This is a genomic window from Pseudomonas sp. LBUM1641, from assembly GCF_059716235.1.
In genome coordinates this window covers 3,684,010-3,708,099 of the sequence record NZ_CP166815.1, presented here as the reverse complement: position 1 = coordinate 3,708,099, position 24,090 = coordinate 3,684,010, and the positions used below count along the sequence as shown (strand labels likewise).

The window sequence follows — 24,090 nt, the reverse complement described above, 5'->3', positions numbered from 1 at the left end:
TGACTTGAGCGGGTGCTATTTGATCGGTGTGAGCGGTGGCTGCTTCCATTGCCCGTTACCCACTTCAGGCTTGGGCAGGTAAATGCGCAATAGGGCATAGAACGGGCCGGGTGGTGCTGGCAGCCAGTTGCTTTGTTCCGCCTTCGGTGGCTCGTGGTGCGCGACCAACAGCGTCAGGCCGCCATCGGCGTCGAGCTTGAAGTTGGGCAACATCCCCGACGTGAGCAGGTAGCGCTTCTTCAGGTTGGGGGTCAGCAGGTTGGTCTTGGCGTTGTACATGGTCAGTGACCAGAATGCGTCGGCGGGCGGCAACTGGTCCTTGGCAAAGTGCAGGGTGTAGCTGTGGCGTGCGCCGTTGGCGGGTTTCCCTTCGCTGTCCACGGAGTAGCGCAGGTAGGCCGTTTCATCGCCGGAGTTGCCAAACAGGTGCAGGTTGGCGCCGGCGTAGCGGTACAGGTAGTTGTTTTGGAGGTGGTCGCGGTTGCCGAACAGGTCAGCACTGGATACTTGATGGGTATCGATCTTGTCTTTTTTGAAGGCGGCATACTCGGCCTTGCCGTCGGCGATGCCGTCATCCAGCGCTTTGCGTTGCTCAACCGTCAGGGCCTTGAGGTCGAACGGTTTGCCCGCCTCGACGCCGATCCTGGCAAAACGCGCGAGCACGTCTTTCTCACTGTCTTGTGGTGCTGCGTAGGCCAGCATGAAGTTCAGATAGCGGAACAGATGCACGCTGTCGCTCATGTTCGGCGTAGGCTTGGGCCAGGCAATTTTCGGCGGCTTGATGGGTTTAGGCTGGTTTACGTAGCTGCTCAGGGTCTGGACCTTATAGCCGCTCTGGATCTGTCTTACCTTACCCAGGTCCTTTTCATCGAACAATTGCGTGCGGTACAGGGCATAGGCGATGTTGCTTTCGCTGTACACGACGCGGTCGATATCGGTTGGCTGCTGGCCTTTCCAGCCCGGGCCGACGACCATGTAGTGGCCACCGTTGTTGCCGGTGCTGCGTGTGCCCAGGTAGCCGAAGTTCTGCGTATAGAGGTCGATCAACTGCACGGCGTAGTAGCGGTTGTCTTCGATCCTGGGCAGGGTCAATACCACTGGCTCGGCCCGCAGATCGAGCCAGACAAAGGAGTTGGGCGTGTCCGGGTTGGGGGTGGGGATGGCGGTATCTTTAGGGGTTATCGCTTGCGCAGTGTTGCCGATATGGTTGAACGGTGCCTTGAAGTTCGGCCCGGTTTTGTCGACGGCCTGGGTGTAGAGAGTTTTGTACATCTCCACCACCGGGAAGCCATAAAGGTAGGCTTCTTTGGCGATGGCCCGTGCTTCACTCGGCGTGGCGGTGAAATCGGCCCAGGCACCGGTACTCATGAGAATCGAGAGGCTCGCCAACAGCAGGCGCGTCGGTATTCGAATCATGTTGTTGCGTCCTTACTGAATCAGTCGGATGTCGTCGAGTTTTCAGCTGTTATCAAAGCAGGCATCGGTGGGCGCGTACAGTCGCAACAAGCTGAACTTTTGCGTGTCAGGCAGAGTTTGCACTCAGTTGCTCAGGAAGTCTTTTGGCACGTGAGGTTCAACGCAAAGATCTATTGATCAGTCGACATCAACGAGATCAAAGTGCCGCCTGTGGAAGGCGGCATCAGGGGCAGTCAAGGCAGCATTGATTTGACTTTATCGCGCAACTGATCAATCGAGAACGGTTTGGCAATTACCTGGGTGCCAACCGGCACATCGATATTCTCGGCATAACCACTGGCAAACAGAATCGGCAGGGCGGGTCTCAGTTCACGGGCCTTGGCGGCCAGTTCCACGCCACTCATGCCCGGCAGGCCGTGGTCGGTCATCATCAGGTCGATGGTTTTTCCGGCGTCTTTGATGATGTCCAGCGCGCTTTCAGCGTCTGCCGCTTCAAGTACCTGGAACTCCAGCTCTTCGAGGACATCGACGATCAGCATGCGCACGATGGCGTCGTCTTCGACTACTAGGATGGTGGAGGCAGAGGCGGACATAGTGAGGGTTCCCGAGAAGTGGAGGGTGCAGGTCTTGATCAGTCGAAAGACCATCCTCTAATGAGTCGCGTCAATCTCGGCAAGTTCCCGAAACAGGGTCGGCATTGTGCCGGTAATGATTGGAAATGTCCCGTTCAAGGAACAGAAGTGCAGGGGCGTTATGCAGTCAATGCCACCATGGCCAGCAGAAAAATAGCGTTCAACTGCGACTTTGGGGCAAACTCCTCGTTTTTCCGTATTTGGCCAAGGCATGCCCATGACTCCCGCGTCGTCCGTCGATGAGAAAAGCTTCCGTAAATTGCTGGGCCGCAACGTAGCGCTGCCGTTGGGCGTGGGCGTGCTCAGCGCGGTGTTTTTCGTCTGCCTGATCACCTATCTGTTGTCGGTGATCCAGTGGGTGGAGCACACCGACCGGGTGATCAACAATCTCAACGAAACCTCGAAGCTGACCGTGGACCTGGAAACCGGCATGCGCGGCTTCCTGATCACTGGCGACGAGCACTTCCTCGACCCGTACGAAGTGGCCAAGCCGCGAATCATTTCCGACTTGCGCAACTTGCAGGCATTGGTGGCGGACAATCCGGAGCAGGTGGATCGCCTCAAGCGCCTGGAATCGTTGCAAATGGCGTGGAACACCTACGCCCAGTCGATGATTGATATGCAGCGCCAGAGCGGTGATTTTCGCACCGCTGTGAAAGCAGGGCGCGGCAAAAGCCTGACGGACGAGATTCGCAAGGAGTACGATCGGGCGGTGGCGATGGAGCAACAGTTCCGCATCACCCGCAATGAGGACGTCACCCGTACCACGATCATCAGCGTCAGCGTGTATCTGGTGTTTGTGCTCGGCCTGAGTGGCTTCCTGGCGTATGTCGGAAGAAAGAATTTAATCGAGCTTTCAACAAGTTACAGTGAAAGCCTCGCGTCACAACAGAAGATTGCAAAGCGCCTGGAGCAGCAAGCCTGGCTGCGCAACGGCCAGACCGAACTGGCCGAGCAGGTCCTGGGCCAACTGACGTTGAACCTGCTGGGCCGCAACATTTTGCAGTTCTTCGCCCAATACATGGGCTCGGCAGTGGCGGCGCTGTACGTGCGTGAAGAGCACGGCGGCCTCACGCGCGTGGCCACCTATGGCTTCTCTCGCGAGCAAGAGCAGCAGGAACAGTCGATTTACAACGATGAAGGCATCGTCGGCCAGTCGGTGCGCCAGGATCGCCTGATTCGCCTGGACGATGTGCCGGTGGACTACTTCAAGGTCAGTTCCGGCCTCGGCGAGGGCCCGACCCGCAGTGTGATGGTGGTGCCGACCAGTGATGATGGCCGGGTCAACGGCGTAATCGAACTGGGCTTTTTGCGTGCTCTGGACGACCGTGATGTCGAGCTGCTGGAGTTGATTGCCGGCAACATCGGCACTTCCATCGAAGCCGCGCGTTATCGCCAGCGCCTGCAGGAAGTGCTGGCCGAAACCCAGCAGCTTAATGAAGAGCTGCAAGTGCAGCAGGAAGAGCTCAAGACCGCCAACGAAGAGTTGGAGGAACAGTCCCGCATCCTCAAGGAATCCCAGGCCCACCTGGAAACCCAACAGGCGGAGCTGGAGCAGACCAACGAACAACTGGCCGAACAGACCCAGACCCTGTCCGAGCAACGCGATGCCATGGACCAGAAAAACGTCCAGCTCAACCGCGTACAGATCGAGCTGGAAGAGCGCGCCGACGAGTTGCAGCGCTCCAGCAAGTACAAATCCGAATTCCTCGCCAACATGTCCCACGAGCTGCGCACGCCGCTGAACAGCTCGTTGATCCTGGCCAAGTTGCTGGCGGAAAACCCGCAGGAAAACCTCAGCGCCGAACAGGTCAAGTTCGCCGAGTCGATCTATTCGGCCGGCAACGACCTGCTCAACCTGATCAATGACATCCTCGACATCTCCAAGGTCGAGGCCGGCAAGCTGGAAATGCGCCCGGAGAACACCAGCGTGGCACGCCTGGTGGACGGTTTGCGCGGCATGTTCGAGCCGCTGGCAGCCGACCGCAAGCTCGGGTTCCAGGTGGAGGTGCAGGAAGGCACGCCGCACCTGCTGTTCACCGACCGCCAGCGCCTGGAACAGATTCTGAAGAACCTGCTGTCCAACGCGGTCAAGTTCACCGAGAAAGGCGAGGTCAGCCTGTCGGTATCCCGGGCACCGGGCGAGGGCGTCGCCTTTACCGTGCGCGACTCGGGGATAGGGATTGCTCCGGACCAGCAGGAAAGCATCTTCGAAGCCTTCCGCCAGGCCGATGGCACCACCAACCGCCGTTACGGCGGCACCGGCCTGGGCCTGTCGATCTCCCGGGACCTGGCGAACCTGTTGGGCGGCTATATCAGTGTCACCAGTGAACCTGGCCAGGGCAGCATCTTTACCCTGGTGGTGCCCGAGCACTATGTAGAGCGTGACGAAGACACCCCCGCGCTGGAACAGCCGCGCGCGGTGGTCCCGGTGCCTGCACCCGCGCCGATCAAGGTCTCGCCGATGCCTATCGCCCACGAAGCGCAGATCCCGCGCTTTATCGATGACCGCGACAAGGCTCCATTCGCCACGCGTTGCATCCTGGTGGTGGAGGACGAGCCGAACTTTGCGCGCATCCTCTTCGACCTGGCTCATGAGCTGGGTTACCACTGCCTGGTGGCCCATGGCGCGGATGAAGGTTACGCCCTGGCAGAACAATACATTCCCGATGCGATCCTGCTGGACATGCGCCTGCCGGACCATTCCGGCCTGACCGTACTGCAACGTCTCAAGGAACACGCCGGTACCCGCCACATCCCGGTGCACGTGATTTCCGTGGAAGACCGCGTCGAAGCGGCCATGCACATGGGCGCCGTCGGGTACGCGGTCAAGCCGACCACCCGCGAAGAGCTCAAGGATGTGTTTGCTCGCCTGGAAGCCAAGCTGACACAGAAGGTCAAGCGTGTGCTGCTGGTGGAAGACGATGACCTACAGCGTGACAGCATCGCGCGCCTGATCGGCGACGATGACATCGAGATCACCGCTGTAGGCTTCGCCCAGGAGGCCTTGGACCTGCTGCGCACCCACATCTATGACTGCATGATCATCGACCTCAAGCTGCCGGACATGCTCGGTAACGAGCTGCTCAAGCGCATGTCCACCGAGGATATCTGCTCGTTCCCGCCGGTGATCGTCTACACCGGGCGCAACCTGACCCGGGACGAAGAGGCCGAACTGCGCAAGTATTCGCGCTCGATCATCATCAAGGGCGCACGCTCCCCCGAGCGTTTGCTGGACGAGGTCACACTCTTTCTGCACAAAGTCGAATCCCAGCTGTCCCATGAACGCCAGACAATGCTCAGGACCGCCCGCAGCCGCGACAAGGTCTTCGAAGGGCGCAAAATCCTGCTGGTGGATGACGATGTACGCAATATTTTCGCCCTGACCAGTGCCCTGGAGCACAAGGGCGCGATTGTCGTGATCGGCCGTAATGGCCGCGAGGCGATCGAGAAACTCAATGAAGTCGATGACATCGACCTGGTGCTGATGGATGTGATGATGCCGGAGATGGACGGTTACGAGGCCACTGCCTTGATCCGCCAGGACCCGCGCTGGCGCAAGCTGCCGATCATCGCGGTGACGGCCAAGGCCATGAAGGACGATCAGGAGCGTTGCCTGGCGGCAGGCTCCAACGATTACCTGGCCAAGCCCATCGACCTGGACCGGTTGTTTTCATTGATTCGCGTGTGGCTACCCAAGATGGAACGGATTTAATTGGAAAGAAGCACTGACATCGAACTGCGCTTGCTGATTGAGGCCATTTACCTCAAGTACAGCTATGACTTTCGTGATTACTCCGGGGCTTCGGTCAAGCGCCGCGTGGCCCATGCGCTGCGCCAGTTTGACTGCGCCACCATTTCGGCGTTGCAGGAACGGGTGCTGCATGACCCGACGGCGTTCATGCAGTTGCTGCAGTTCCTGACGATTCCGGTCAGCGAGATGTTTCGTGACCCCTCGCACTTCCTGGCGATTCGCCAGGAAGTGGTGCCGCTGCTCAAGACCTACCCGTCGATCAAGATCTGGATCGCCGGCTGCAGCACCGGGGAAGAGGTGTACTCCATGGCTATCCTGCTGCGTGAGGAAGGCTTGCTGGAGCGCACCATCATCTACGCCACCGACATCAATCCCCGGTCCCTGGAAAAAGCCAAGCAGGGGATTTTTTCACTTGAGAACATCCGCGCTTATACCCATAACTACCAGCAGGCTGGGGGCCAGCGTTCGTTTGCCGATTACTACACCGCGGCTTACGATCATGCGATCTTCGACAAGACCCTGCGGGAGAACGTGACGTTCGCTGATCACAGCCTGGCAACGGATAGCGTATTCTCAGAAACTCAATTAATTTCATGTCGTAACGTATTGATTTATTTCAATAAAAAATTGCAGGATAGAGCGTTTGGATTGTTCCATGAGTCGCTGTGTCATCGCGGCTTCCTGGTGTTGGGCAGTAAGGAAACCCTGGATTTTTCCGGCTACAGCAAACAGTTCGAACCCCTGGTCAAGCAAGAACGGATCTACCGAAAATTATGAATGAAGCTGCTGCCAGCCCGGTATCCGGGATCGAGGCTGTTGTGATCGGCGCTTCCGCAGGCGGCGTCGAGGCGTTGCTGAGCATTTTTAGTGAACTGCCGGCGAACTTCGGCCTGCCGATCATCACCGTGCTGCACCTGCCGGACGAGCGCCGCAGCCAGTTGGCGGAAGTGTTCGACCGGCGCGTATCGATGAAGGTAGTTGAAGCGCGCGACAAAGAAGTGATCCAGCCCGGCACCCTGTATTTTGCCGGGCCCGGTTATCACCTGTCGGTGGAGCACGACCGCAGCCTCTCACTGAGTCAGGAGGACCGCGTGCACCATTCCCGGCCGGCCATTGACTACCTGTTCGAGTCGGCTGCCGATGTGTACGGCTCTGGTCTGATGGCGATCCTGCTGACGGGCGCCAACCAGGATGGCGCCCGTGGCCTGGCCCATGTCAAACAGTGCGGTGGTACGACGGTAGTTCAGGATCCCGATGAGGCGCGGGTGGCCGTTATGCCCCGGGCCGCCCTGGCGCTGCATACACCGGACCATATTCTTCCCTTGAGCCGCATTGGCACTTTGCTGGCTTCCCTGGAATCTTCCCCATGTTAAGTACTGTCCAGGCCAAACTGCTGATCGTCGACGATCTGCCGGAAAACCTGCTGGCCCTTGAAGCGCTGATCAAGCGCGAAGACCGCCAGGTCTACAAGGCATTGAACGCCGACGAGGCCTTGTCGCTGCTGCTGGAACACGAGTTCGCCATGGCCATTCTCGACGTGCAGATGCCCGGCATGAACGGCTTTGAGCTGGCCGAGTTGATGCGCGGCACCGAAAAGACCAAGAACATTCCGATCGTGTTTGTCAGCGCCGCCGGGCGTGAGCTCAACTATGCGTTCAAGGGCTACGAAAGCGGCGCCGTGGACTTCCTGCACAAGCCGCTGGACATCCATGCGGTCAAGAGCAAGGTCAATGTGTTCGTCGACCTGTACCGCCAGAGCAAGGCGATGAAGCTGCAGGTTGAAGCCCTGGAGCAAAGCCGCCGCGAGCAGGAAGCCTTGCTCACGCGCTTGCAGGCCACCCAGGCCGAACTTGAACAAGCCGTGCGCATGCGCGATGACTTCATGTCGATCGTTGCCCATGAGGTGCGTACGCCCCTCAACGGGCTGATCCTGGAAACCCAGCTGCGCAAGATGCACCTGGCCCGGGACAACGCCGCAGCCTTCACCATGGACAAGATGCACGCCATGGTCGACCGCGATGAACGGCAGATCCAGAGCCTGATTCGCTTGATCGAAGACATGCTGGACGTGTCGCGCATCCGCACCGGCAAGCTGTCGATCCGCCCTGGGCGCTTTGACCTGACGCAACTGGTGCACAACCTGCTGGAGAATTTCGCCCCGCAAGTGGCGGCGGCCGAGTCCTCGGTGAAGTGGGTGCAGGAAGGGCCGGTGGAGGGCAACTGGGATGAGTTCCGTATCGAACAGGTGGTGTCCAACCTGCTGACCAACGCCTTGCGCTACGGCGCCAAGAGCCCGGTGGAAGTGCGAGTGTATGCCGAGCATGGCGAAGCACGGGTGGAAGTGCGCGACCACGGGATCGGCATCAGCGAAGACAACCAGAAACGGATCTTCCAGCAGTTCGAGCGGGTGTCGGCCAACCACGCGGTGGCGGGCCTGGGCCTGGGGTTGTTTATCTCCGAGCAGATTATCGCGGCCCACGGCGGTACTATCGAAGTCGAAAGCCGGATAGGCGAGGGTGCCTTGTTCCGCGTCTGCCTGCCCCAGGGGCCGCAGGCGTGAAATCAATCGTGAATCCGACGCAACCTCTGCGTGACCCTATGGTCGTATCAGCAGCAATTGACCGGACAAAGGCTTCCCATGAGTGAAGATGCGCAAGATGTGGTTCTGATCGTCGAAGATGACGAGTCGATTATGTTTGTGTTGGGTGAGTACCTGTCGGGCCTCGGTTACCGGGTATTGAAGGCGATTGATGGCGAGCAGGCATTTGAAATCCTCGCCACCAAGCCGCACCTGGACCTGATGGTCACTGACTATCGCCTGCCGGGCGGCATTTCCGGTGTGCAGATCGCGGAGCCTGCGATCAAGCTGCGACCGGAATTGAAGGTGATCTTTATCAGCGGTTACCCGCAGGAGATTCTCGACTGCAACAGCCCGATCACGCGCAATGCGCCGATCCTGGCCAAGCCGTTTGACCTGGATACGTTGCAGGAACATATCCAGCGCTTGTTGGCTTAACGCCTTGTGAAGAGGGAGCGCACTCCCTCTTCAAGCCTTGATCATTTCCCTTACCTTTGCCGTCAACAAATCAAAGGTGAATGGCTTGGTGATCATCTGCATGCCCGGGTCCAGAAAACCGCCCCTCACCGCCGCATGCTCTGCATAGCCCGTGATAAACAGCACCTTCAAGTCCGGGCGTACCTGTCGCCCGATTTCCGCCAGTTGCCGGCCATTCATGCCGGGCAGGCCGACGTCGCTGATCAGCAGGTCAATCCGCTGGCTGGACTCGATGATCGGCATGGCGCCGTCGGCATCACCGGCTTCGACAAAGGCATACCCCAGTTCACTCAGCACGGCGCTGACCAGCACCCGAACGGCCGGGTCATCCTCGACAATCAGTACCGTTTCACCGGCATTCGCGAACGGCAGCATTGCCGGGTTGACCTGTTCATCAGCCACCACCTCGCCGACAAAACGCGGCAGGAACAGGCTGACGGTGGTGCCTTGGCCCACAACGCTGTGGATCGACACATGCCCATGGGACTGGCGCGCAAACCCGTAGATCATCGACAGCCCCAGCCCGGTGCCCTGGCCGATGGGTTTGGTGGTAAAGAACGGGTCAAATGCGCGGCTGATCACGCTCTCGGGCATGCCGCAGCCGGTGTCGCTGACGCTCAGTTCCACGTAGTCGCCAGCGTTGAGGGTGCCGTAGGCTGCGGTAAAGACGCTGTCGAGGTGGCGGTTGGTGGTTTCCACCACCAGTTTGCCGCCGTTGGGCATTGCATCCCGAGCATTGATGGCCAGGTTGAGCAGGGCGCTTTCCAGTTGATTGGGGTCGACTTCGGCGGTCCATAGTTGCTCGGTCAGCCGGATGTCCAGGGTGATGCTTTCATTCAGGCTGCGTTTCAGCAGCTCACCCATCGAACTCACCAATTGGTTGATCTGTACCGGTTTTGAATCCAATGACTGGCGACGGGAAAAGGCCAGCAGGCGGTGGGTCAGGGCGGCCGCGCGGTTCGCCGACGTGACACCCAGGTCGATCAGGCTGTCGAGGTCTTCAGTGCGGCCCCGGGCGACGCGCCTTCGCAACAGTTCCAAGCTGCCGATGATGCCCGTCAGCATGTTGTTGAAGTCATGGGCGATGCCGCCGGTCAATTGGCCGACGGCTTCCATTTTCTGCGACTGGCGCAACGCTTCTTCGTTATTGCGCAGCTGAGCCGTGCGTTCCTCCACCTGTTGCTCAAGGGTTTCCAGGGTGCGTTGCAGGCGTTGCTCGCTCTGGCTCAGGTCGATCAACCGGTCGCGGGCCTCGTACTGCCGGCGGCGCCCGCGCAGCGCCGTGGTCACAAGGCTGATCAAAGTGACCGGATGGAACGGCCGCTCGAGGAACGTCACGTTGCCCAGTAACTTGCTCAGGTGTGAGGAACCGTTCTGTTCGCTGCCACCATGGTGCGTCATCAGCACAATCGGCAGGTCTGACCACGCCGGTTGTTGATGCAGGTGCGTGAGCAGCGGCTCCAGATCAATACCGCGCATGGCTTCAGCGGCAACGATCAGCAGCCCGGCGCCGTGCTCCAGCTCCTCGCAGAGCATCTGCAAATGGTTGGCGATGATGCCGTTGAAACCGGCCTCATTGAGCATCATCAATGCCAGGGAGCTGTCACGCCCCAGTGGTGCCAGGATGATCGCCCGTTCGGAGATGGCCGGTAGGCCACTCATGAACTTTCATCCTTGAGCAGCGGGTTATCGGTACCCATGTACGTCGGCACACCGCGCAACACACCTTGGAACGTATCCAGAGGTTCGCCGATGGTCATGCCCGTGCTGCCGATGCGGTATTCGCGAATCGTCGACTCATGGCTGCCGGTGCGTTTTTTGATGATCGAGATGGCCCGGCGAACTTTGCCGAGGGCTTCGAAGTAACGCAGCAGGATCACGGTGTCGGCCAGATAAGTGATGTCCACCGGTGCCTGCATGTCACCCACCAGGCCGTGCTGGGCGACAGTCATGAAGGTCGCGGCGCCACGGCGGTTGAGGTAAAGCAGCAGCTCGTGCATGTGCAGGATCAGCGCGTTCTCTTCCGGCATCGCGGCCTGGTAGCCGTTGATGCTGTCGATGACCACGGTCTTGATTTCGCGCTCGTCCACGCAACGGCGCACCCGATGGGAAAACTCGCCGGGAGACAACTCGGCGGCATCCACTTGTTCGATCAGCAGATTGCCGGTGGCTTGCAGAGCCTGCAGGTCGATACCCATGTTTTTCATGCGCTCGAACAGCAGGCCCAGCTCTTCATCAAAAATGAACAGCGCGGCTTTTTCGCCGCGGGCGACGGCCGCCGCGGCGAAGATCATCGAGATCAGCGATTTGCCGGTACCGGCCGGGCCCAGGATCAACGTGCTGGAACCGGTCTCGATCCCGCCGCCCAGCAATGCATCCATCTCGCGGATGCCGCTGGTCAAGGTCTGGCGGTTGTAGCCGCCACGGTGCTCGGCTGCCACCAGGCGCGGGAACACATGCACGCCGCCTTCCATGATGGTGAAGTCGTGGAAGCCACCGCGGTACTTCTGACCACGGTACTTCACAACCCGCACGCGGCGGCGTTCGGCGCCGTAGTTGGGGGTCAGTTCTTCCAGGCGAATCACGCCGTGGGCCACGCTGTGTACGGTTTTGTCGAGGGACTCGGTAGTCAGGTCATCCAGCAGCAATACGGTGGCGTCGTAGCGCACGAAGTAGTGCTTGATCGCCAGGATCTGCCGGCGGTAGCGCAGGGAGCTTTGCGCCAGCAGGCGGATTTCCGAGAGGCTGTCGATCACGACGCGGGTCGGTTTGATCCGCTCCACCACTTCAAAAATCTGTCGGGTGGCTTCACCCAGCTCAAGGTCCGAGGAGTACAGCAGGCTCTGCTGGTGTTCGGCATTGAGCAGGCTTTCCGGCGGGGTCAGTTCAAAGATGTGGATGTGTTCATCCAGGTCCCAGCCATGGGACTTGGCACCCTGGCGCAACTCGCGCTCGGTTTCCGACAGGGTGATGTACAGCGATCGTTCGCCGCTTTTTGCGCCGGCCTGGAGGAATTGCAGGGCCACGGTGGTTTTACCGGTGCCGGGTTCACCTTCCAGCAGGAACAAATGGCTACGGGAAAGCCCCCCGGCAAGAATGTCGTCCAGACCTTCAATACCGGTGGCCGCCTTTGCTGTGAACAGCTCTTTGGATGTAGACAAGAAGTGCCCTCGGGTCACAAATAAGTAGTCGGCAGCGCCGGCTGGGGCGCGCCATATTTACTTGACCGTAGCGGCGTGTGGCGGTTCAACGTTTTGTATCAATTACAGCTTCTTGCTGTACCTACAGCCCTTGTTGCAACGCCGGATCGTCCGGATTTTGCTGTTCCAGCTGGGCCAGCAACACCTGCACATTCTGCAACTGGCCGGTTTCCTTCCAGTAATTCACCAGCAAGACCCGCGCCTTGCGATTGGCCGGGTTGCGCTGAATGATCTCTTCCAACTGGCGCTGGGCGGCTTCCAGCTCCTGCTGGGCGTGCAGGGTGGTGGCGAGGTCGTAGCGGTAATCCTGATTGTTCGGTTCCAGCTCCACCGCACGGGACAGACTGAGCAACGCAAAAGCCCGCTCGCCGTGGTGCAGCAGCCACATGCCAAGGGCATGTTGCAGATAGGCCGAATCGGGGTGGGCCTGCAACTGCTTGGCCAGGAGCTGGCGGGACTCGTCGACCTTGCCTTGTTTGTCCAGCAGTTCGATTTGCGCGACCACCGCTTGCAGGTTATCCGGTTGCAGGCGCATCGCCTGTTCCAGGGCATTTTGGGCGTCGGGCAGCAACGCACTGTGAATGTACAGGCGTGCCAGCTGAATCCAGCCTTCGGGGCTCTCGGGTTGTCCCTTGAGCAACTTCACGTATTCGTCGAGCACTTGCTGCAACGGGCCGAAGTACAGGCCGAGGGTATCGGGAGAAAGCCCCAGCAAGGCATTGGCGGCGGCAAACCTGACGCTTTGCTCCGGGTCATCCAGCAATGGGCCGAGCAACAACGTGCGCTGGCCACTGGGCACCAGGCCGACGATGCTGTGAATCGCCGCCTCGCGCACCATGGGCGCGTCATTGGTGAGGTCCTTGTCTGCCAGTTTCAGGGCCTGGGGGCTGGGGTAATTGGGCAGTTCGGCATGCAGGGCGGCGCGGCGTACATCGGAGAGGTCCGGGCGGCCCAGCTGTTGATACAGCACACGGGCGGCGCCGGGTTCGCCGTTGTGCGCCTGTTTCAAGGCCTTGGTGTAACCGTGGGCGATGGCCGGCGGCACCACCACTGGCGTCGAACGGGTGAAATACCAGGTGATCAGCACAATAAACAACAGGGCGCACAGGCCGATGATGGAGTAACGGCGTGACTTTGACATGCAGGCGTCCGAAAGCTTGGCAGCTAGTGCAAAGCCATCAGCTTCGGTCAGGTCACCGCGAGTGTCAAACCCGCATCATGTCAGCACGAACTCAATCGGCTCAAGGGCCGGCGGCAGCTCGGTTTCTCCGAGGGCCGCAAGTATCTCGCGCTCCAGGGTGCGGACGATGGCGTTGCAGGGCAGGTCGTTTTCGTCGAAGCCGAAGGGGTCTTCGAGGTCGTCGCCGATTTCATCCAGGCCGAAGAAGGTGTAGCTGACGATGGCGGTAAATACCGGCGTCAGCCAGCCCAGCGGCTCGGCCATGGCGAAGGGCAGCAGAATGCAGAACAGGTAGATGGTGCGGTGCAGCAGCAGGGTGTAGGGGAACGGCAGTGGCGTGTGTTTGATTCGCTCGCACGAGGCCTGGACCTGGCTCAGGCCGTATAGCCGGGTTTCGAGTTGGGTGTAGCGCCAGTCGCTGATGTGGCCTTGTTCGGCGAGTTTCGAGCAGCGGGCGCCGAGGTCTTGCAGGATGCTGTCGGGGGAGGTTGGGGTGGCTGGGCTTGGGGTTGACCCACGGTTTGATCGCCTGGGCTTCGTCTTCCAGGCGCAGGCGGGCGATCAGGCCGTGGGCGAAGCCGCACAGGCCGCGTAGTACGGCTTCTCGGTCGGTGGGGGTGAGGATTTGGGTTTCGCGGATCAGTGAGCGTATTTCGATGATCATCTGGCCCAGTTGTTTGCGGCCTTCCCACCAGCGGTCGTAGCAGGCGTTGTTGCGAAAGCTCATGAAGATCGACAGTGACAGGCCGAGGAGGGTGAAGGGTGTGGCGTTGACCTTGGAGAAGTAGGCTGGGTGCAGGGTTTCTACCAGCACGATGACGGAGGCCAGGAGGGTGACCAGCAAGCTGCGCAGGGCGATGCGCTTGGCGATTGAGCCCTTCAGGGAGAACAGGATGCCGAGCAGGTTGGGTTTGGGACGGACGATCATGGGCGGGCTTCTTGGGTGGCGCAGGCTGTCAGGTTAGAAGCCTGTTTGCGTTGCGTCCAATTGCTTGTGCTGACTGGGTGATTGGTGGGGTCTATCGTCGGGGCTTTGAGTGTACATATCCGTTATTTAGGTAACGGCCGCTTATGGTTCCGCTCTTACAGCGGGTCACTTTTGGCAAACGCCCGGAATGCCGGCCCAGCCAAAAGTAACCAAAAGGTCTTTGCCCCACCACTCGGTGCCTCGCCTGGGCTCGGCATGCCCGCACTCCGGCCATCGTGGTTGACGGGGCCCGCAGATCAAAATCAAAAGCGAGAGCACAGCGGCGTACAGGCCGGCTTGAGTGGTAAAAGCGAAAGCAAAGCTGCTTTTCTGTAGGAGCGAGCTTGCTCGCGAAAAACCTGAGACCGCCGCGTTCATCCAGAATGCCCGCGTCATCGTTAACGACCTTCGCGAGCAAGCCCGCTCCCACATTTGGACCGTGCCCGCTTTAGCTTCTGATTTTGCTGTTGCTTCACCACACTCAAGCCGGCCTGTAGGCCGCTGTGCTCTTGATCTGCTTTTGATCTTGATCTTAGGCGCCCCGTTAAACCACGCTGGCCGAACGCAGGCAGTACGGAGCGGGTAAACCGGCAGGACGCCGGTTTAGCCGCGACGGGGCAGGGACGCCCCGTCGCGGCGGCCCGCTTCGTGCTGCCGGAGCTGAGGGCACACCGAGCCTAGGCGAGGAGCCGAGTGGTGGGGCAAGAGCGTTTTGCTTACTTTTGCGCTGTTCAAAAGTGAGCCGCTGTAAGAGCGGAACCAATCGAAGCCGTTACCCAAATAACGGATATACACCCAAACCTCACCCAAAAAACAAAACCCCATTGGCCAAACCAGTCAACCAAGTTGAAAGCTTTGACCATTGCCCACCCCCCCCTCTAGAGCGACTATTTCACCGGTCTACGTACCCATCCTGAAAATAAAAACCACACAGGGATTTGAAGCGATGCGTGATTACTCGGCTGCCACCACCCAGTTCAACTACCAACACACCGTTGACGCCGCCTTGTCGGGCAACCTGCAGGCCCTCAACGCCTGCGTCGAATGCTGCGACCGCCACGCCTTACCCGGCCGCATCGCGCTGTTCTGGGAGGGCAAGGACGGCCGCAGTGCCACGTCCACCTTCACCCAATTACAGGACCAGGCCGCCCGCTTCGCCAACTTCCTCCTGGCCCAAGGCGTCAATCGAGGCGACAAGGTGGCAGGCCTCCTGCCACGCACCGCCGAGTTACTGATAGTGGTACTCGCCACCTGGCGCATCGGCGCGGTCTATCAGCCGCTGTTCACTGCCTTCGGCCCCAAGGCCATCGAACACCGCCTGAATAGCTCCGGCGCAGCATTGGTGGTCACTGACGCCGTGAACCGCCCCAAGCTCAATGAAGTGGCCGACTGCCCAACCATCGTCACCGTCGCCGGCCCCAACGGCGAAGGCATCGTGCGCGGCGATTTCAGCTTCTGGGCCGAACTGCCCAACTATTCCAACACCTGCGAACCCGTATTGCTGGGCGCCGACGACCCGTTCCTGCTGATGTTCACCTCCGGCACCACCGGCCCGTCGAAATCCCTGGCAGTACCGCTCAAGGCAATCGTGGCCTTCCAGAGCTACACCCGCGACGCCGTCGACCTGCGCCCCGAAGACGCATTCTGGAACGTCGCCGATCCGGGCTGGGCCTATGGCATCTATTTCGGCGTGACCGGCCCCTTGTCCATGGGCCACCCGATCACCTTCTACGACGGCCCGTTCACCCTCGAAAGCACTTGCCGCGTCATCAACAAATACGGGATCACCAACCTCACCGGATCGCCCACGGCCTACCGCATGCTGATCGCCGGCGGCGAGCAGTTCGCCAAGTCGATCAAGGGCAAGCTGCGCATTGTCAGCAGCGCCGGCGAGCCGTTGAACCCGGAAGTGATCCGCTGGTTTGCCGACAACCTCGGCGTGACCATCCACGACCACTACGGCCAGACCGAGTTGGGCATGGTGCTGTGCAATCACCACGGCCTGGAACACCCGGTGCACGTCGGCTCTGCCGGCTTTGCCTCGCCAGGCCACCGCATCGTGGTGCTGGACGACAACCATCAGGAACTGCCCGCCGGCCAACCAGGCATCCTCGCCATCGACCGCGAACAATCGCCGATGTGCTGGTTCGCCGGCTACGACGGGGTCAAGACCAAAGCCTTCGTCGGCAAGTACTACCTCAGCGGCGACACCGTGGAGCTGAACCCCGATGGCAGCATCAGCTTTGTCGGGCGCAGTGACGATGTGATCACCACTTCCGGTTACCGCGTCGGCCCATTCGATGTGGAAAGTGCGTTGATCGAGCATCCGGCGGTGGTGGAGGCGGCAGTGGTGGGCAAGCCATGCCCGGAACGCACCGAGATCGTCAAAGCCTTTGTGGTGCTCAGCGAGCAATACCGCGCCGAGCCGGCCCTGGCCGAGGAGCTGCGCCAGCACGTGCGCAAGCGCCTGGCGGCTCACTCGTACCCACGGGAAATCGAATTTGTCAGCGAGCTGCCCAAGACCCCGAGCGGCAAGTTGCAACGCTTCATTTTGCGTAATCAGGAAATTGCCAAGGCCCAGGCGGCCACGGCGTGACCCATTCTTCAAGGAAACAGTGATGCAGATTGAGAACAAGGTTTTTCTGGTCAGCGGCGGCGCTTCAGGCCTCGGCGCGGCAACGGCCGAGATGCTCGTAGCCGCCGGTGCCAAGGTGATGCTGGTGGACCTGAACGCCGACGCCGTCGCCGCCCAGGCTGAAAAGCTCGGTGAGCAAGCGCGAAGCGTGGTCGCGGATATCAGCCAGGAAGCCGCGGCGGAAGCGGCAGTGCAGGCCACGGTTGCGGCCTTTGGTGGTTTGCATGGGCTGGTCAACTGCGCCGGTGTGGTTCGCGGCGAGAAAATCCTTGGCAAAAATGGCCCTCACGTTCTGGCCAACTTCGCCCAGGTGATCAACGTCAACCTGATCGGCAGTTTCAACCTGCTGCGCCTGGCTGCGGCGGCTATCGCTGAAACCGAGGCCAATGCCGATGGCGAGCGCGGTGTGATCATCAACACCGCATCAGTGGCAGCGTTTGACGGCCAGATTGGCCAGGCCGCCTATGCCGCCTCCAAGGGCGCGATCGCCAGCCTGACCCTGCCTGCCGCCCGTGAACTGGCGCGCTACGGGATTCGGGTGATGACCATTGCCCCCGGTATTTTCGAAACCCCGATGATGGCCGGCATGACCCCGGAAGTGCGTGAGTCCCTCGCCGCCGGCGTGCCATTCCCGCCGCGCCTGGGCAAGCCAGGCGAGTACGCCGCGCTGGTGCGGCATATCATTGAAAACAGCATGCTCAACGGCGAGGTGATCCGTCTCGACGGTGCCTTGCGCATGGCAGCCAAATAAGGAGATTTTCATGACTGATCCCATCGTTATTGTCAGCGCAGTACGCACCCCAATGGGCGGGTTCCAGGGCGACCTCAAGGGCCTGACCGCCCCGCAACTGGGGGCTGCGGCGATTCGTGCAGCGGTCGAGCGTGCCGGTATCGCCACCGATGCGGTGGATGAAGTGCTGTTCGGTTGCGTACTGCCCGCCGGCCTCGGCCAGGCGCCTGCACGTCAGGCCGCTCTAGGCGCCGGCCTGGATAAATCGACCCGTTGCACCACCCTCAACAAGATGTGCGGTTCGGGCATGGAAGCTACGATCCTGGCCCATGACTCGTTGCTGGCGGGCAGTGTGGAGGTGGTTATCGCCGGCGGCATGGAGAGCATGTCCAACGCGCCGTACCTGCTGGACCGCGCCCGCAGCGGTTACCGCATGGGCCACGGCCGGGTGCTCGACCACATGTTCCTCGACGGCCTTGAAGACGCTTACGACAAGGGCCGCCTGATGGGCACCTTTGCCGAAGACTGCGCCGAGCACAACGGCTTTTCCCGTGAAGCCCAGGACGCGTTTGCCATTGCGTCCCTGACCCGTGCGCAACAGGCGATCACCGACGGTAACTTCATCGCCGAAATCGTTCCGGTGCAGGTCACCGTGGGCAAGGAACAGAAAACCATCACTCACGACGAGCAACCACCAAAAGCCAAGCTGGACAAGATCGCCACCTTGAAGCCAGCCTTCCGCGAAGGCGGCACGGTGACGGCGGCCAACTCCAGTTCGATTTCCGATGGTGCGGCGGCGTTGTTGCTGATGCGCGAATCTGAAGCGCAGAAGCGCGGGCTCAAGCCGCTGGCGGTGATCCATGGCCACGCAGCATTTGCCGATGAGCCAGGCCTGTTCCCGGTCGCGCCGGTGGGGGCGATCCGCAAGCTGATGAGCAAGACGGGCTGGAACCTCGACGAAGTCGACCTGTTTGAAATCAACGAAGCCTTTGCCGTGGTCAGCCTGGTGACCATGAGCAAGCTGGAAATTCCCCACAGCAAGGTCAACATCCACGGCGGCGCCTGTGCCCTGGGCCATCCGATCGGCGCGTCCGGCGCGCGGATCCTGGTGACCCTGCTCTCGGCCCTGCGCCAGAAAGGCCTCAAGCGCGGCGTTGCGGCGATCTGCATCGGCGGCGGTGAAGCCACGGCCATGGCCGTTGAATGCCTGTATTAAGGAACACCTATGCTCCCAAATGACGAACAACTGCAAATCAGCGAAGCCGCCCGGCAATTTGCCCAGGAACGGCTCAAGCCGTTCGCCGCCGAGTGGGACCGCGAGCATCGCTTTCCCAAGGAAGCCATTGGCGAAATGGCCGAGCTGGGCTTTTTCGGCATGCTGGTCCCGGAACAGTGGGGCGGTTGCGACACCGGCTACCTGGCCTACGCCATGGCCCTGGAAGAGATCGCCGCCGGCGACGGTGCCTGCTCGACCATCATGAGCGTACACAACTCGGTGGGCTGCGTGCCGATCCTCAAGTTCGGCAACGATCAACAGCGAGAACAGTTCCTCAAGCCCTTGGCCAGCGGGGCGATGCTCGGGGCGTTTGCCTTGACCGAGCCCCAGGCCGGTTCCGACGCCAGCGGCCTGAAAACCCGGGCCCGTCTGGAGGGCGATCACTACGTGTTGAATGGCTGCAAGCAGTTCATCACCTCCGGGCAAAACGCCGGGATCGTGATTGTGTTTGCGGTTACCGATCCGGCTGCCGGCAAGCGCGGTATCAGCGCCTTTATCGTGCCCACCGACTCGCCGGGCTACAGCGTGGCGCGGGTCGAGGACAAACTCGGTCAGCACGCCTCCGACACCTGCCAGATTCTGTTTGAAGACCTGAAGGTGCCGGTGGCCAACCGTTTGGGTGAGGAGGGCGAAGGCTACCGGATCGCCCTGGCCAACCTCGAAGGCGGGCGCGTCGGCATTGCTTCGCAAGCGGTGGGCATGGCGCGGGCGGCGTTCGAGGCCGCTCGGGATTACGCCCGCGAGCGGGAAAGCTTCGGCAAGCCGATCATCGAGCACCAGGCCGTGGCCTTCCGCCTGGCAGACATGGCGACCCAAATTGCAGTCGCCCGGCAGATGGTGCATTACGCTGCCGCCCTGCGTGACAGCGGCAAACCGGCGCTGGTGGAGGCCTCCATGGCCAAGCTGTTTGCTTCGGAAATGGCCGAAAAGGTCTGTTCGGCAGCCTTGCAAACCCTCGGCGGTTACGGTTACCTGAGCGACTTTCCCCTGGAGCGGATCTACCGCGATGTGCGGGTCTGCCAGATTTACGAAGGCACCAGCGATATTCAACGCATGGTCATTTCACGCAATCTCTGAGGAGTATCTATGAGTTACGAAACCATTTTGCTGGACGTCCAGGGCCGTGTGGGGCTGATCACCCTCAATCGCCCGCAAGCGCTGAACGCCCTGAACGCGCAGCTGGTCAGCGAGCTGAACCAGGCGCTGGACAGCCTCGAAGCCAACCCGGAAATCGGCTGCATCGTACTTACTGGCTCGAAAAAGGCCTTTGCCGCCGGCGCCGACATCAAGGAAATGGCCGAGCTGACCTACCCGCAGATTTACCTCGACGACCTGTTCAGCGACAGCGATCGCGTGGCCAACCGCCGCAAGCCGATCATCGCCGCAGTCAACGGTTTCGCCCTGGGCGGCGGTTGTGAACTGGCCTTGATGTGCGACTTCATCCTGGCCGGTGATAACGCCAAGTTTGGCCAGCCGGAAATCAACCTCGGTGTGCTGCCGGGCATGGGCGGCACCCAGCGCCTGACCCGCGCCGTGGGCAAGGCCAAGGCCATGGAAATGTGCCTGACCGGGCGCTTTATCGATGCCGTGGAAGCGGAGCGCTGCGGGATTGTTGCGCGGATCGTGCCGGCAGATGAACTGCTGGATGAAGCACTGAAAGTTGCAACCCTGATCGCCAGCAAGTCGGTGCCCATCAGCATGATGGTCAAGGAAAGCGTCAACCGCGCGTTTGAAGTGAGCCTGTCGGAAGGCGTGCGCTTTGAGCGCCGGGTGTTCCATGCGGCGTTTGCCACACTGGATCAGAAGGAAGGCATGGCGGCCTTTGTGGCCAAGCGTGCGCCGGAGTTCAAGGACAAATAAACACTGTCCTGAAACGCTGAAGATCAAAAATGTGGGAGCGGGCTTGCTCGCGAAGACGGTGTTACAGTCACCCGATGTATCGACTGATCCACGCCCTTCGCGAGCAAGCCCGCTCCCACATTGGTTCTGCGAAATAGCTGTTACAGCTGGTAGTTTTTCAACTCTCTGGCAATCACCATCCGCTGAATCTCGCTGGTGCCTTCGTAAATCTGGGTAATCCGCGCATCCCGGTAGTAACGCTCCACCGGGTAATCCTCCAGATACCCATAACCCCCATGGATCTGCATCGCCGACGAGCAGACCTTCTCGGCCATTTCCGACGCGAACAGTTTGGCCTGGGACGCTTCCGACAGGCACGGCTTGCCCGCACTGCGCAACCGCGCGGCATGCAGGATCAGCAGGCGCGCTGCATTCAGGCGGGTTTGCATGTCGGCCAGCATATTCGCCACGCTCTGATGCTCAATGATCGCCTTGTCGAACTGCACGCGGTCACGGGCGTAGGCCAGCGCGGCTTCAAAGGCGGCACGGGCGATGCCCAGCGCCTGGGCGGCAATCCCGATGCGTCCGCCTTCGAGATTGGACAGGGCGATGGCCAGGCCTTTGCCGCGTTCGCCGAGCAGGTTGGCTTCGGGCACGGTGCATTGGTTGAGGGTGACGGCGCAGGTGTCGGAGGCACGAATGCCCATTTTGTGTTCGGTGCGGTCCACCACGAAGCCTGGGGTGTCGGTGGGCACCAGGAACGCCGAGATGCCTTTCTTGCCCAGGTCCGGGTCGGTCACCGCAAACACGATCGCCAGCTTGGCGCGTTTGCCGTTGCTGACAAATTGCTTGGCGCCGTTGATCACCCATTGGCCGTCCCGCAGTTCGGCGCGGGTGCGCAGGTTGTGTGCTTCGGAACCGGCCTGGGGTTCGGTCAGGCAGAAGCACCCGATGGCCTGGCCGCTGGCAAGTTCCGCCAGCCAGGTTTCCTTTTGTGCTTGTGAGCCGTAGTTGAGGATTGGCCCGCAACCGACTGAATTATGGATACTCATCAGCGCGCCGGTGGCGCCGTCACCGGCGGAAATCTCTTCCACCGCCAGGGCGTAGGCCACGTAGTCGACGTAGGTGCCGCCCCATTCTTCGGGCACGACCATGCCCAGTAAACCCAACTCGCCCATCTTGGCGACCAACCCATCATCGATCCAGCCGGCTTTTTCCCAGGCCTGGGCGTGGGGCGCGATTTCGCCACGGGCAAAGTCCCGGGCCATGTCGCGGATCATCACTTGTTCTTCAGTAAATTCAATGTCTTGCATGGCTTAGTTCCCGTTCTTGTCGAAGTCGCGGAAGAAGCTTTCGACATGATCAGCCTCCAACGCCTGAAGGGTTGGAGGGTTCCAGCGAGGGGTTTTGTCCTTGTCGATCAACAGGGCGCGCACGCCTTCGATCAGGTCGCCACGGTTGAACCACTGGCGATCCAGGTGCAACTCCAGGGCAAAGCACTGCTCCAGTGGCAGGTGGCGCCCGCGGCGCAGCATCTGCAGGGTCACGGCCATGGCCAGGGGCGAGCGGGTTTGCATCAGGCTGGCGGTGGTCAGTGCCCAGTCATGGCTGTCGGCGACGGTGACTTGCTGCAATTGCTCGACGATGCTCGGCACATCCGGCAAGGCAAAGAAGTGGTCGATGGCCGGGCGCAGCGCCGCCAGTGGGGCGTCAGGCAGTTGCTGCACGGCCAGGCTGGCCAGCACGCCCTGTAGATCCTTGAGCGGTGAGTCGTGCCATGTCAGGCGGTCGAGCCGCTGATCGAGCTCGGTTAACTTGGCGCTGTCCAGGTACCAGTCTGCAAGCCCGCAATACAGGGCGTCGGCAGCGCGAATCTGCACGCCGGTCACGCCAAGGTAGATTCCCAGTTCGCCGGGAATACGCGGCAGGAAATAGCTGCCGCCTACGTCAGGGAAGTAACCGATGGCCACTTCAGGCATTGCCAGGCGGCTGCGTTCAGTGACCACCCGCAGGTCGGCGCCTTGCACCAGGCCCATGCCGCCGCCGAGGACGAAGCCGTCCATCAGCGCCAGGACCGGTTTGCGGTAGTTGTGGATGGCCAGGTCGAGGGCGTATTCCTCGACGAAGAAATCTTCGTGGAGTGTGTCGCCGTTCTTGAAGCTGTCGTACAGCGAGCGAATGTCGCCGCCGGCGCAAAAGGCTTTTTCACCGGCGCCGCGCAACACCACGGCATGCACCGCTGGGTCGTCCTCCCAGGCCTGCAAATGCCGGCTGAGGCTACGGACCATGTCCAGGGTAATGGCGTTAAGGCCGGCGGGGCGATTGAGGGTCAGGTGGCCTATGTGGTTGCGTACCTGCGCCAGGACCTCGTCGTGCACGACCTCGGCGCTGCTTGCTTCGGATGAAACCTGAGCAGTCATCTCTAACTCCCTGCTTTTATTGTTCTTTATCAAGATGTTCGCGGGCGAACCATCTCGCGATCGTAACAGTGCAAATTTGCCCAGTACAAGTCGGAATCATGCAGGTCGTTTTTGCATTTATGCCCTAGGGACGATGCTGGCCCTAACGTTGGAAAACCGCGCCGATCGTCCGCCGCCGTGCATACCGCTCGCTGGCCTGGATCAGTTCTTCCAGCTCCTGCGGCGTCACGTCCAGGAACTGCTCGCGCTCGGCCAGTGCCTGCTTGAGGTCTTCGGCGCTGATGCCGGGGTTTTCGATGGCCGTTGGCAGGAAGTTCGGTGCAGCGGGTTCGCTGGCTCCCTTGGGGTATCGCGTGCGCGTTGCGTTGTTATAGGCCAGGGCGCAGGCCAGCAAGGCAGCGGCGCCCAGCATCACGGCGCCCAGTTCGTGCCAGCCGATGGAAATCGATGCGGGATCAGCCAACACCAGGCTCATCGCCAGCCCGCCTGCCGGAGGGTGCAGGCAGCGCAGCCAGCAGATCAGGATGACCGTCATCCCGGCCGCCAGGCACGCGCTGCCCAACGTACGTCCCAGCACCCGCGCCACCAGCAGGGCAACGACCCCGGCGCACAGGTAGCTGCCAATAATCGACCAGGGCTGGGCCAATGCACCGGATGACACGGCAAACAGCAGAACCGCCGAGGCTCCCAGCGGGCCTATGAGGTGCAGGGCCACCTCCATACCAAACACTTGGGCGCACACCCAGACACTGAACAGCGTGCCCATGGACATGCCAATGGCGGCACGGCTCCATTCGGCAGGACGGGTATTGATGGCAGCAGGTAACCAGCGAGCGAGCATTGACAGACGATCCATAAAAAACGGGCGAAAAAAAAGGCTTGCCTGGTTTCCCGGAAAAGCCCTTCAAAAAAACAGTTCCTGCATTGGGGGGAGGAACCTGTGCAGTGTGCCCATCGGACAAGGTTGCTGCAATTGCATATTAATG

General features: G+C 60.8%; 18 protein-coding genes and 1 pseudogene. 10 read left to right on the top strand and 9 right to left on the bottom strand.

What is annotated here, in order from left to right; genetic code table 11:
• Window positions 1–15: 15 nt before the first annotated feature.
• Both ACA046_RS16805 and ACA046_RS16800 read right to left on the bottom strand, forming a co-directional pair.
• Window positions 16–1,416 (bottom strand): DUF1254 domain-containing protein, encoded by a 1,401-nt coding sequence (locus ACA046_RS16805; RefSeq protein WP_497674438.1) that lies wholly within the window; start codon window positions 1,414–1,416, stop codon window positions 16–18.
• 233 nt (window positions 1,417–1,649) lie between these two features.
• A complete protein-coding gene (locus ACA046_RS16800; RefSeq protein WP_459028914.1) occupies window positions 1,650–2,009 on the bottom strand; it encodes a response regulator in 360 nt (119 codons plus the stop codon).
• A 256-nt stretch (window positions 2,010–2,265) separates the two neighbouring features.
• Between ACA046_RS16800 and ACA046_RS16795 the strand changes: the two genes are divergently transcribed.
• From ACA046_RS16795 to ACA046_RS16775, 5 genes are all read left to right on the top strand, one after another.
• Window positions 2,266–5,763, top strand: coding sequence for a response regulator (locus tag ACA046_RS16795; RefSeq protein ID WP_497674437.1), 3,498 nt, complete (start codon window positions 2,266–2,268; stop codon window positions 5,761–5,763).
• Window positions 5,764–6,579, top strand: coding sequence for a CheR family methyltransferase (locus ACA046_RS16790; protein WP_063030076.1), 816 nt, complete (start codon window positions 5,764–5,766; stop codon window positions 6,577–6,579).
• Complete coding sequence (locus ACA046_RS16785) at window positions 6,576–7,175, top strand: chemotaxis protein CheB (RefSeq protein WP_459028919.1); 600 nt, start codon at window positions 6,576–6,578, stop codon at window positions 7,173–7,175. The genes ACA046_RS16790 and ACA046_RS16785 overlap by 4 nt, the downstream gene beginning before the upstream one ends.
• Complete coding sequence (locus tag ACA046_RS16780; RefSeq protein ID WP_459028921.1) at window positions 7,169–8,362, top strand: hybrid sensor histidine kinase/response regulator; 1,194 nt, start codon at window positions 7,169–7,171, stop codon at window positions 8,360–8,362. The genes ACA046_RS16785 and ACA046_RS16780 overlap by 7 nt, the downstream gene beginning before the upstream one ends.
• A 78-nt stretch (window positions 8,363–8,440) precedes the next feature.
• Window positions 8,441–8,818 (top strand): response regulator, encoded by a 378-nt coding sequence (locus ACA046_RS16775; protein ID WP_010171103.1) that lies wholly within the window; start codon window positions 8,441–8,443, stop codon window positions 8,816–8,818.
• Window positions 8,819–8,848: 30 nt separating this feature from the next.
• Here the strand turns inward: ACA046_RS16775 and ACA046_RS16770 are convergent, their stop codons facing one another.
• The 4 genes and pseudogenes from ACA046_RS16770 to ACA046_RS16755 form a co-directional block, all read right to left on the bottom strand.
• Window positions 8,849–10,519, bottom strand: a complete 1,671-nt coding sequence (locus tag ACA046_RS16770) for a response regulator (RefSeq protein ID WP_497674436.1) — start codon at window positions 10,517–10,519, stop codon at window positions 8,849–8,851.
• A complete protein-coding gene (locus ACA046_RS16765) occupies window positions 10,516–12,018 on the bottom strand; it encodes an ATPase domain-containing protein (RefSeq protein WP_459028925.1) in 1,503 nt (500 codons plus the stop codon). The genes ACA046_RS16770 and ACA046_RS16765 overlap by 4 nt, the downstream gene beginning before the upstream one ends.
• Window positions 12,019–12,139: 121 nt before the next feature.
• The gene (locus tag ACA046_RS16760; protein WP_459028927.1) at window positions 12,140–13,198 is read right to left on the bottom strand and encodes a tetratricopeptide repeat protein; all 1,059 of its coding nucleotides are present in this window, start codon (window positions 13,196–13,198) and stop codon (window positions 12,140–12,142) included.
• A gap of 75 nt (window positions 13,199–13,273) precedes the next feature.
• Window positions 13,274–14,165 (bottom strand): annotated as a pseudogene (locus ACA046_RS16755) (bestrophin family protein).
• A 985-nt stretch (window positions 14,166–15,150) separates the two neighbouring features.
• On the opposite strand from ACA046_RS16755, the gene ACA046_RS16750 reads away from it, so the two are divergent.
• The 5 genes from ACA046_RS16750 to ACA046_RS16730 are packed head-to-tail and all read left to right on the top strand — an operon-like array spanning window position 15,151 to window position 20,705.
• Complete coding sequence (locus ACA046_RS16750) at window positions 15,151–16,800, top strand: AMP-binding protein (protein WP_459028931.1); 1,650 nt, start codon at window positions 15,151–15,153, stop codon at window positions 16,798–16,800.
• Window positions 16,801–16,822: 22 nt separating this feature from the next.
• A complete protein-coding gene (locus ACA046_RS16745) occupies window positions 16,823–17,590 on the top strand; it encodes an SDR family NAD(P)-dependent oxidoreductase (RefSeq protein ID WP_076013416.1) in 768 nt (255 codons plus the stop codon).
• Between the two features lie 10 nt (window positions 17,591–17,600).
• Window positions 17,601–18,785: an acetyl-CoA C-acyltransferase gene (locus ACA046_RS16740; protein WP_063030094.1), complete on the top strand. Its 1,185-nt coding sequence runs from the start codon at window positions 17,601–17,603 to the stop codon at window positions 18,783–18,785.
• Window positions 18,786–18,794: 9 nt separating this feature from the next.
• Window positions 18,795–19,922: an acyl-CoA dehydrogenase gene (locus ACA046_RS16735; protein ID WP_017480351.1), complete on the top strand. Its 1,128-nt coding sequence runs from the start codon at window positions 18,795–18,797 to the stop codon at window positions 19,920–19,922.
• A gap of 9 nt (window positions 19,923–19,931) precedes the next feature.
• A complete protein-coding gene (locus ACA046_RS16730; protein ID WP_010171088.1) occupies window positions 19,932–20,705 on the top strand; it encodes an enoyl-CoA hydratase in 774 nt (257 codons plus the stop codon).
• A 140-nt stretch (window positions 20,706–20,845) separates the two neighbouring features.
• Here the strand turns inward: ACA046_RS16730 and ACA046_RS16725 are convergent, their stop codons facing one another.
• The 3 genes from ACA046_RS16725 to ACA046_RS16715 all read right to left on the bottom strand — a co-directional run bounded on the left by ACA046_RS16725 (window position 20,846) and on the right by ACA046_RS16715 (window position 23,945).
• Entirely contained in the window at window positions 20,846–21,997 is a 1,152-nt protein-coding gene (locus tag ACA046_RS16725; RefSeq protein ID WP_497674435.1) for an acyl-CoA dehydrogenase family protein, read from the bottom strand.
• Window positions 21,998–22,000: 3 nt separating this feature from the next.
• On the bottom strand, window positions 22,001–23,104 hold the full coding sequence (locus tag ACA046_RS16720) for an enoyl-CoA hydratase/isomerase family protein (protein ID WP_497674434.1): 1,104 nt from the start codon (window positions 23,102–23,104) through the stop codon (window positions 22,001–22,003).
• Between the two features lie 142 nt (window positions 23,105–23,246).
• Complete coding sequence (locus ACA046_RS16715) at window positions 23,247–23,945, bottom strand: HPP family protein (protein ID WP_497674433.1); 699 nt, start codon at window positions 23,943–23,945, stop codon at window positions 23,247–23,249.
• Window positions 23,946–24,090: the final 145 nt, after the last annotated feature.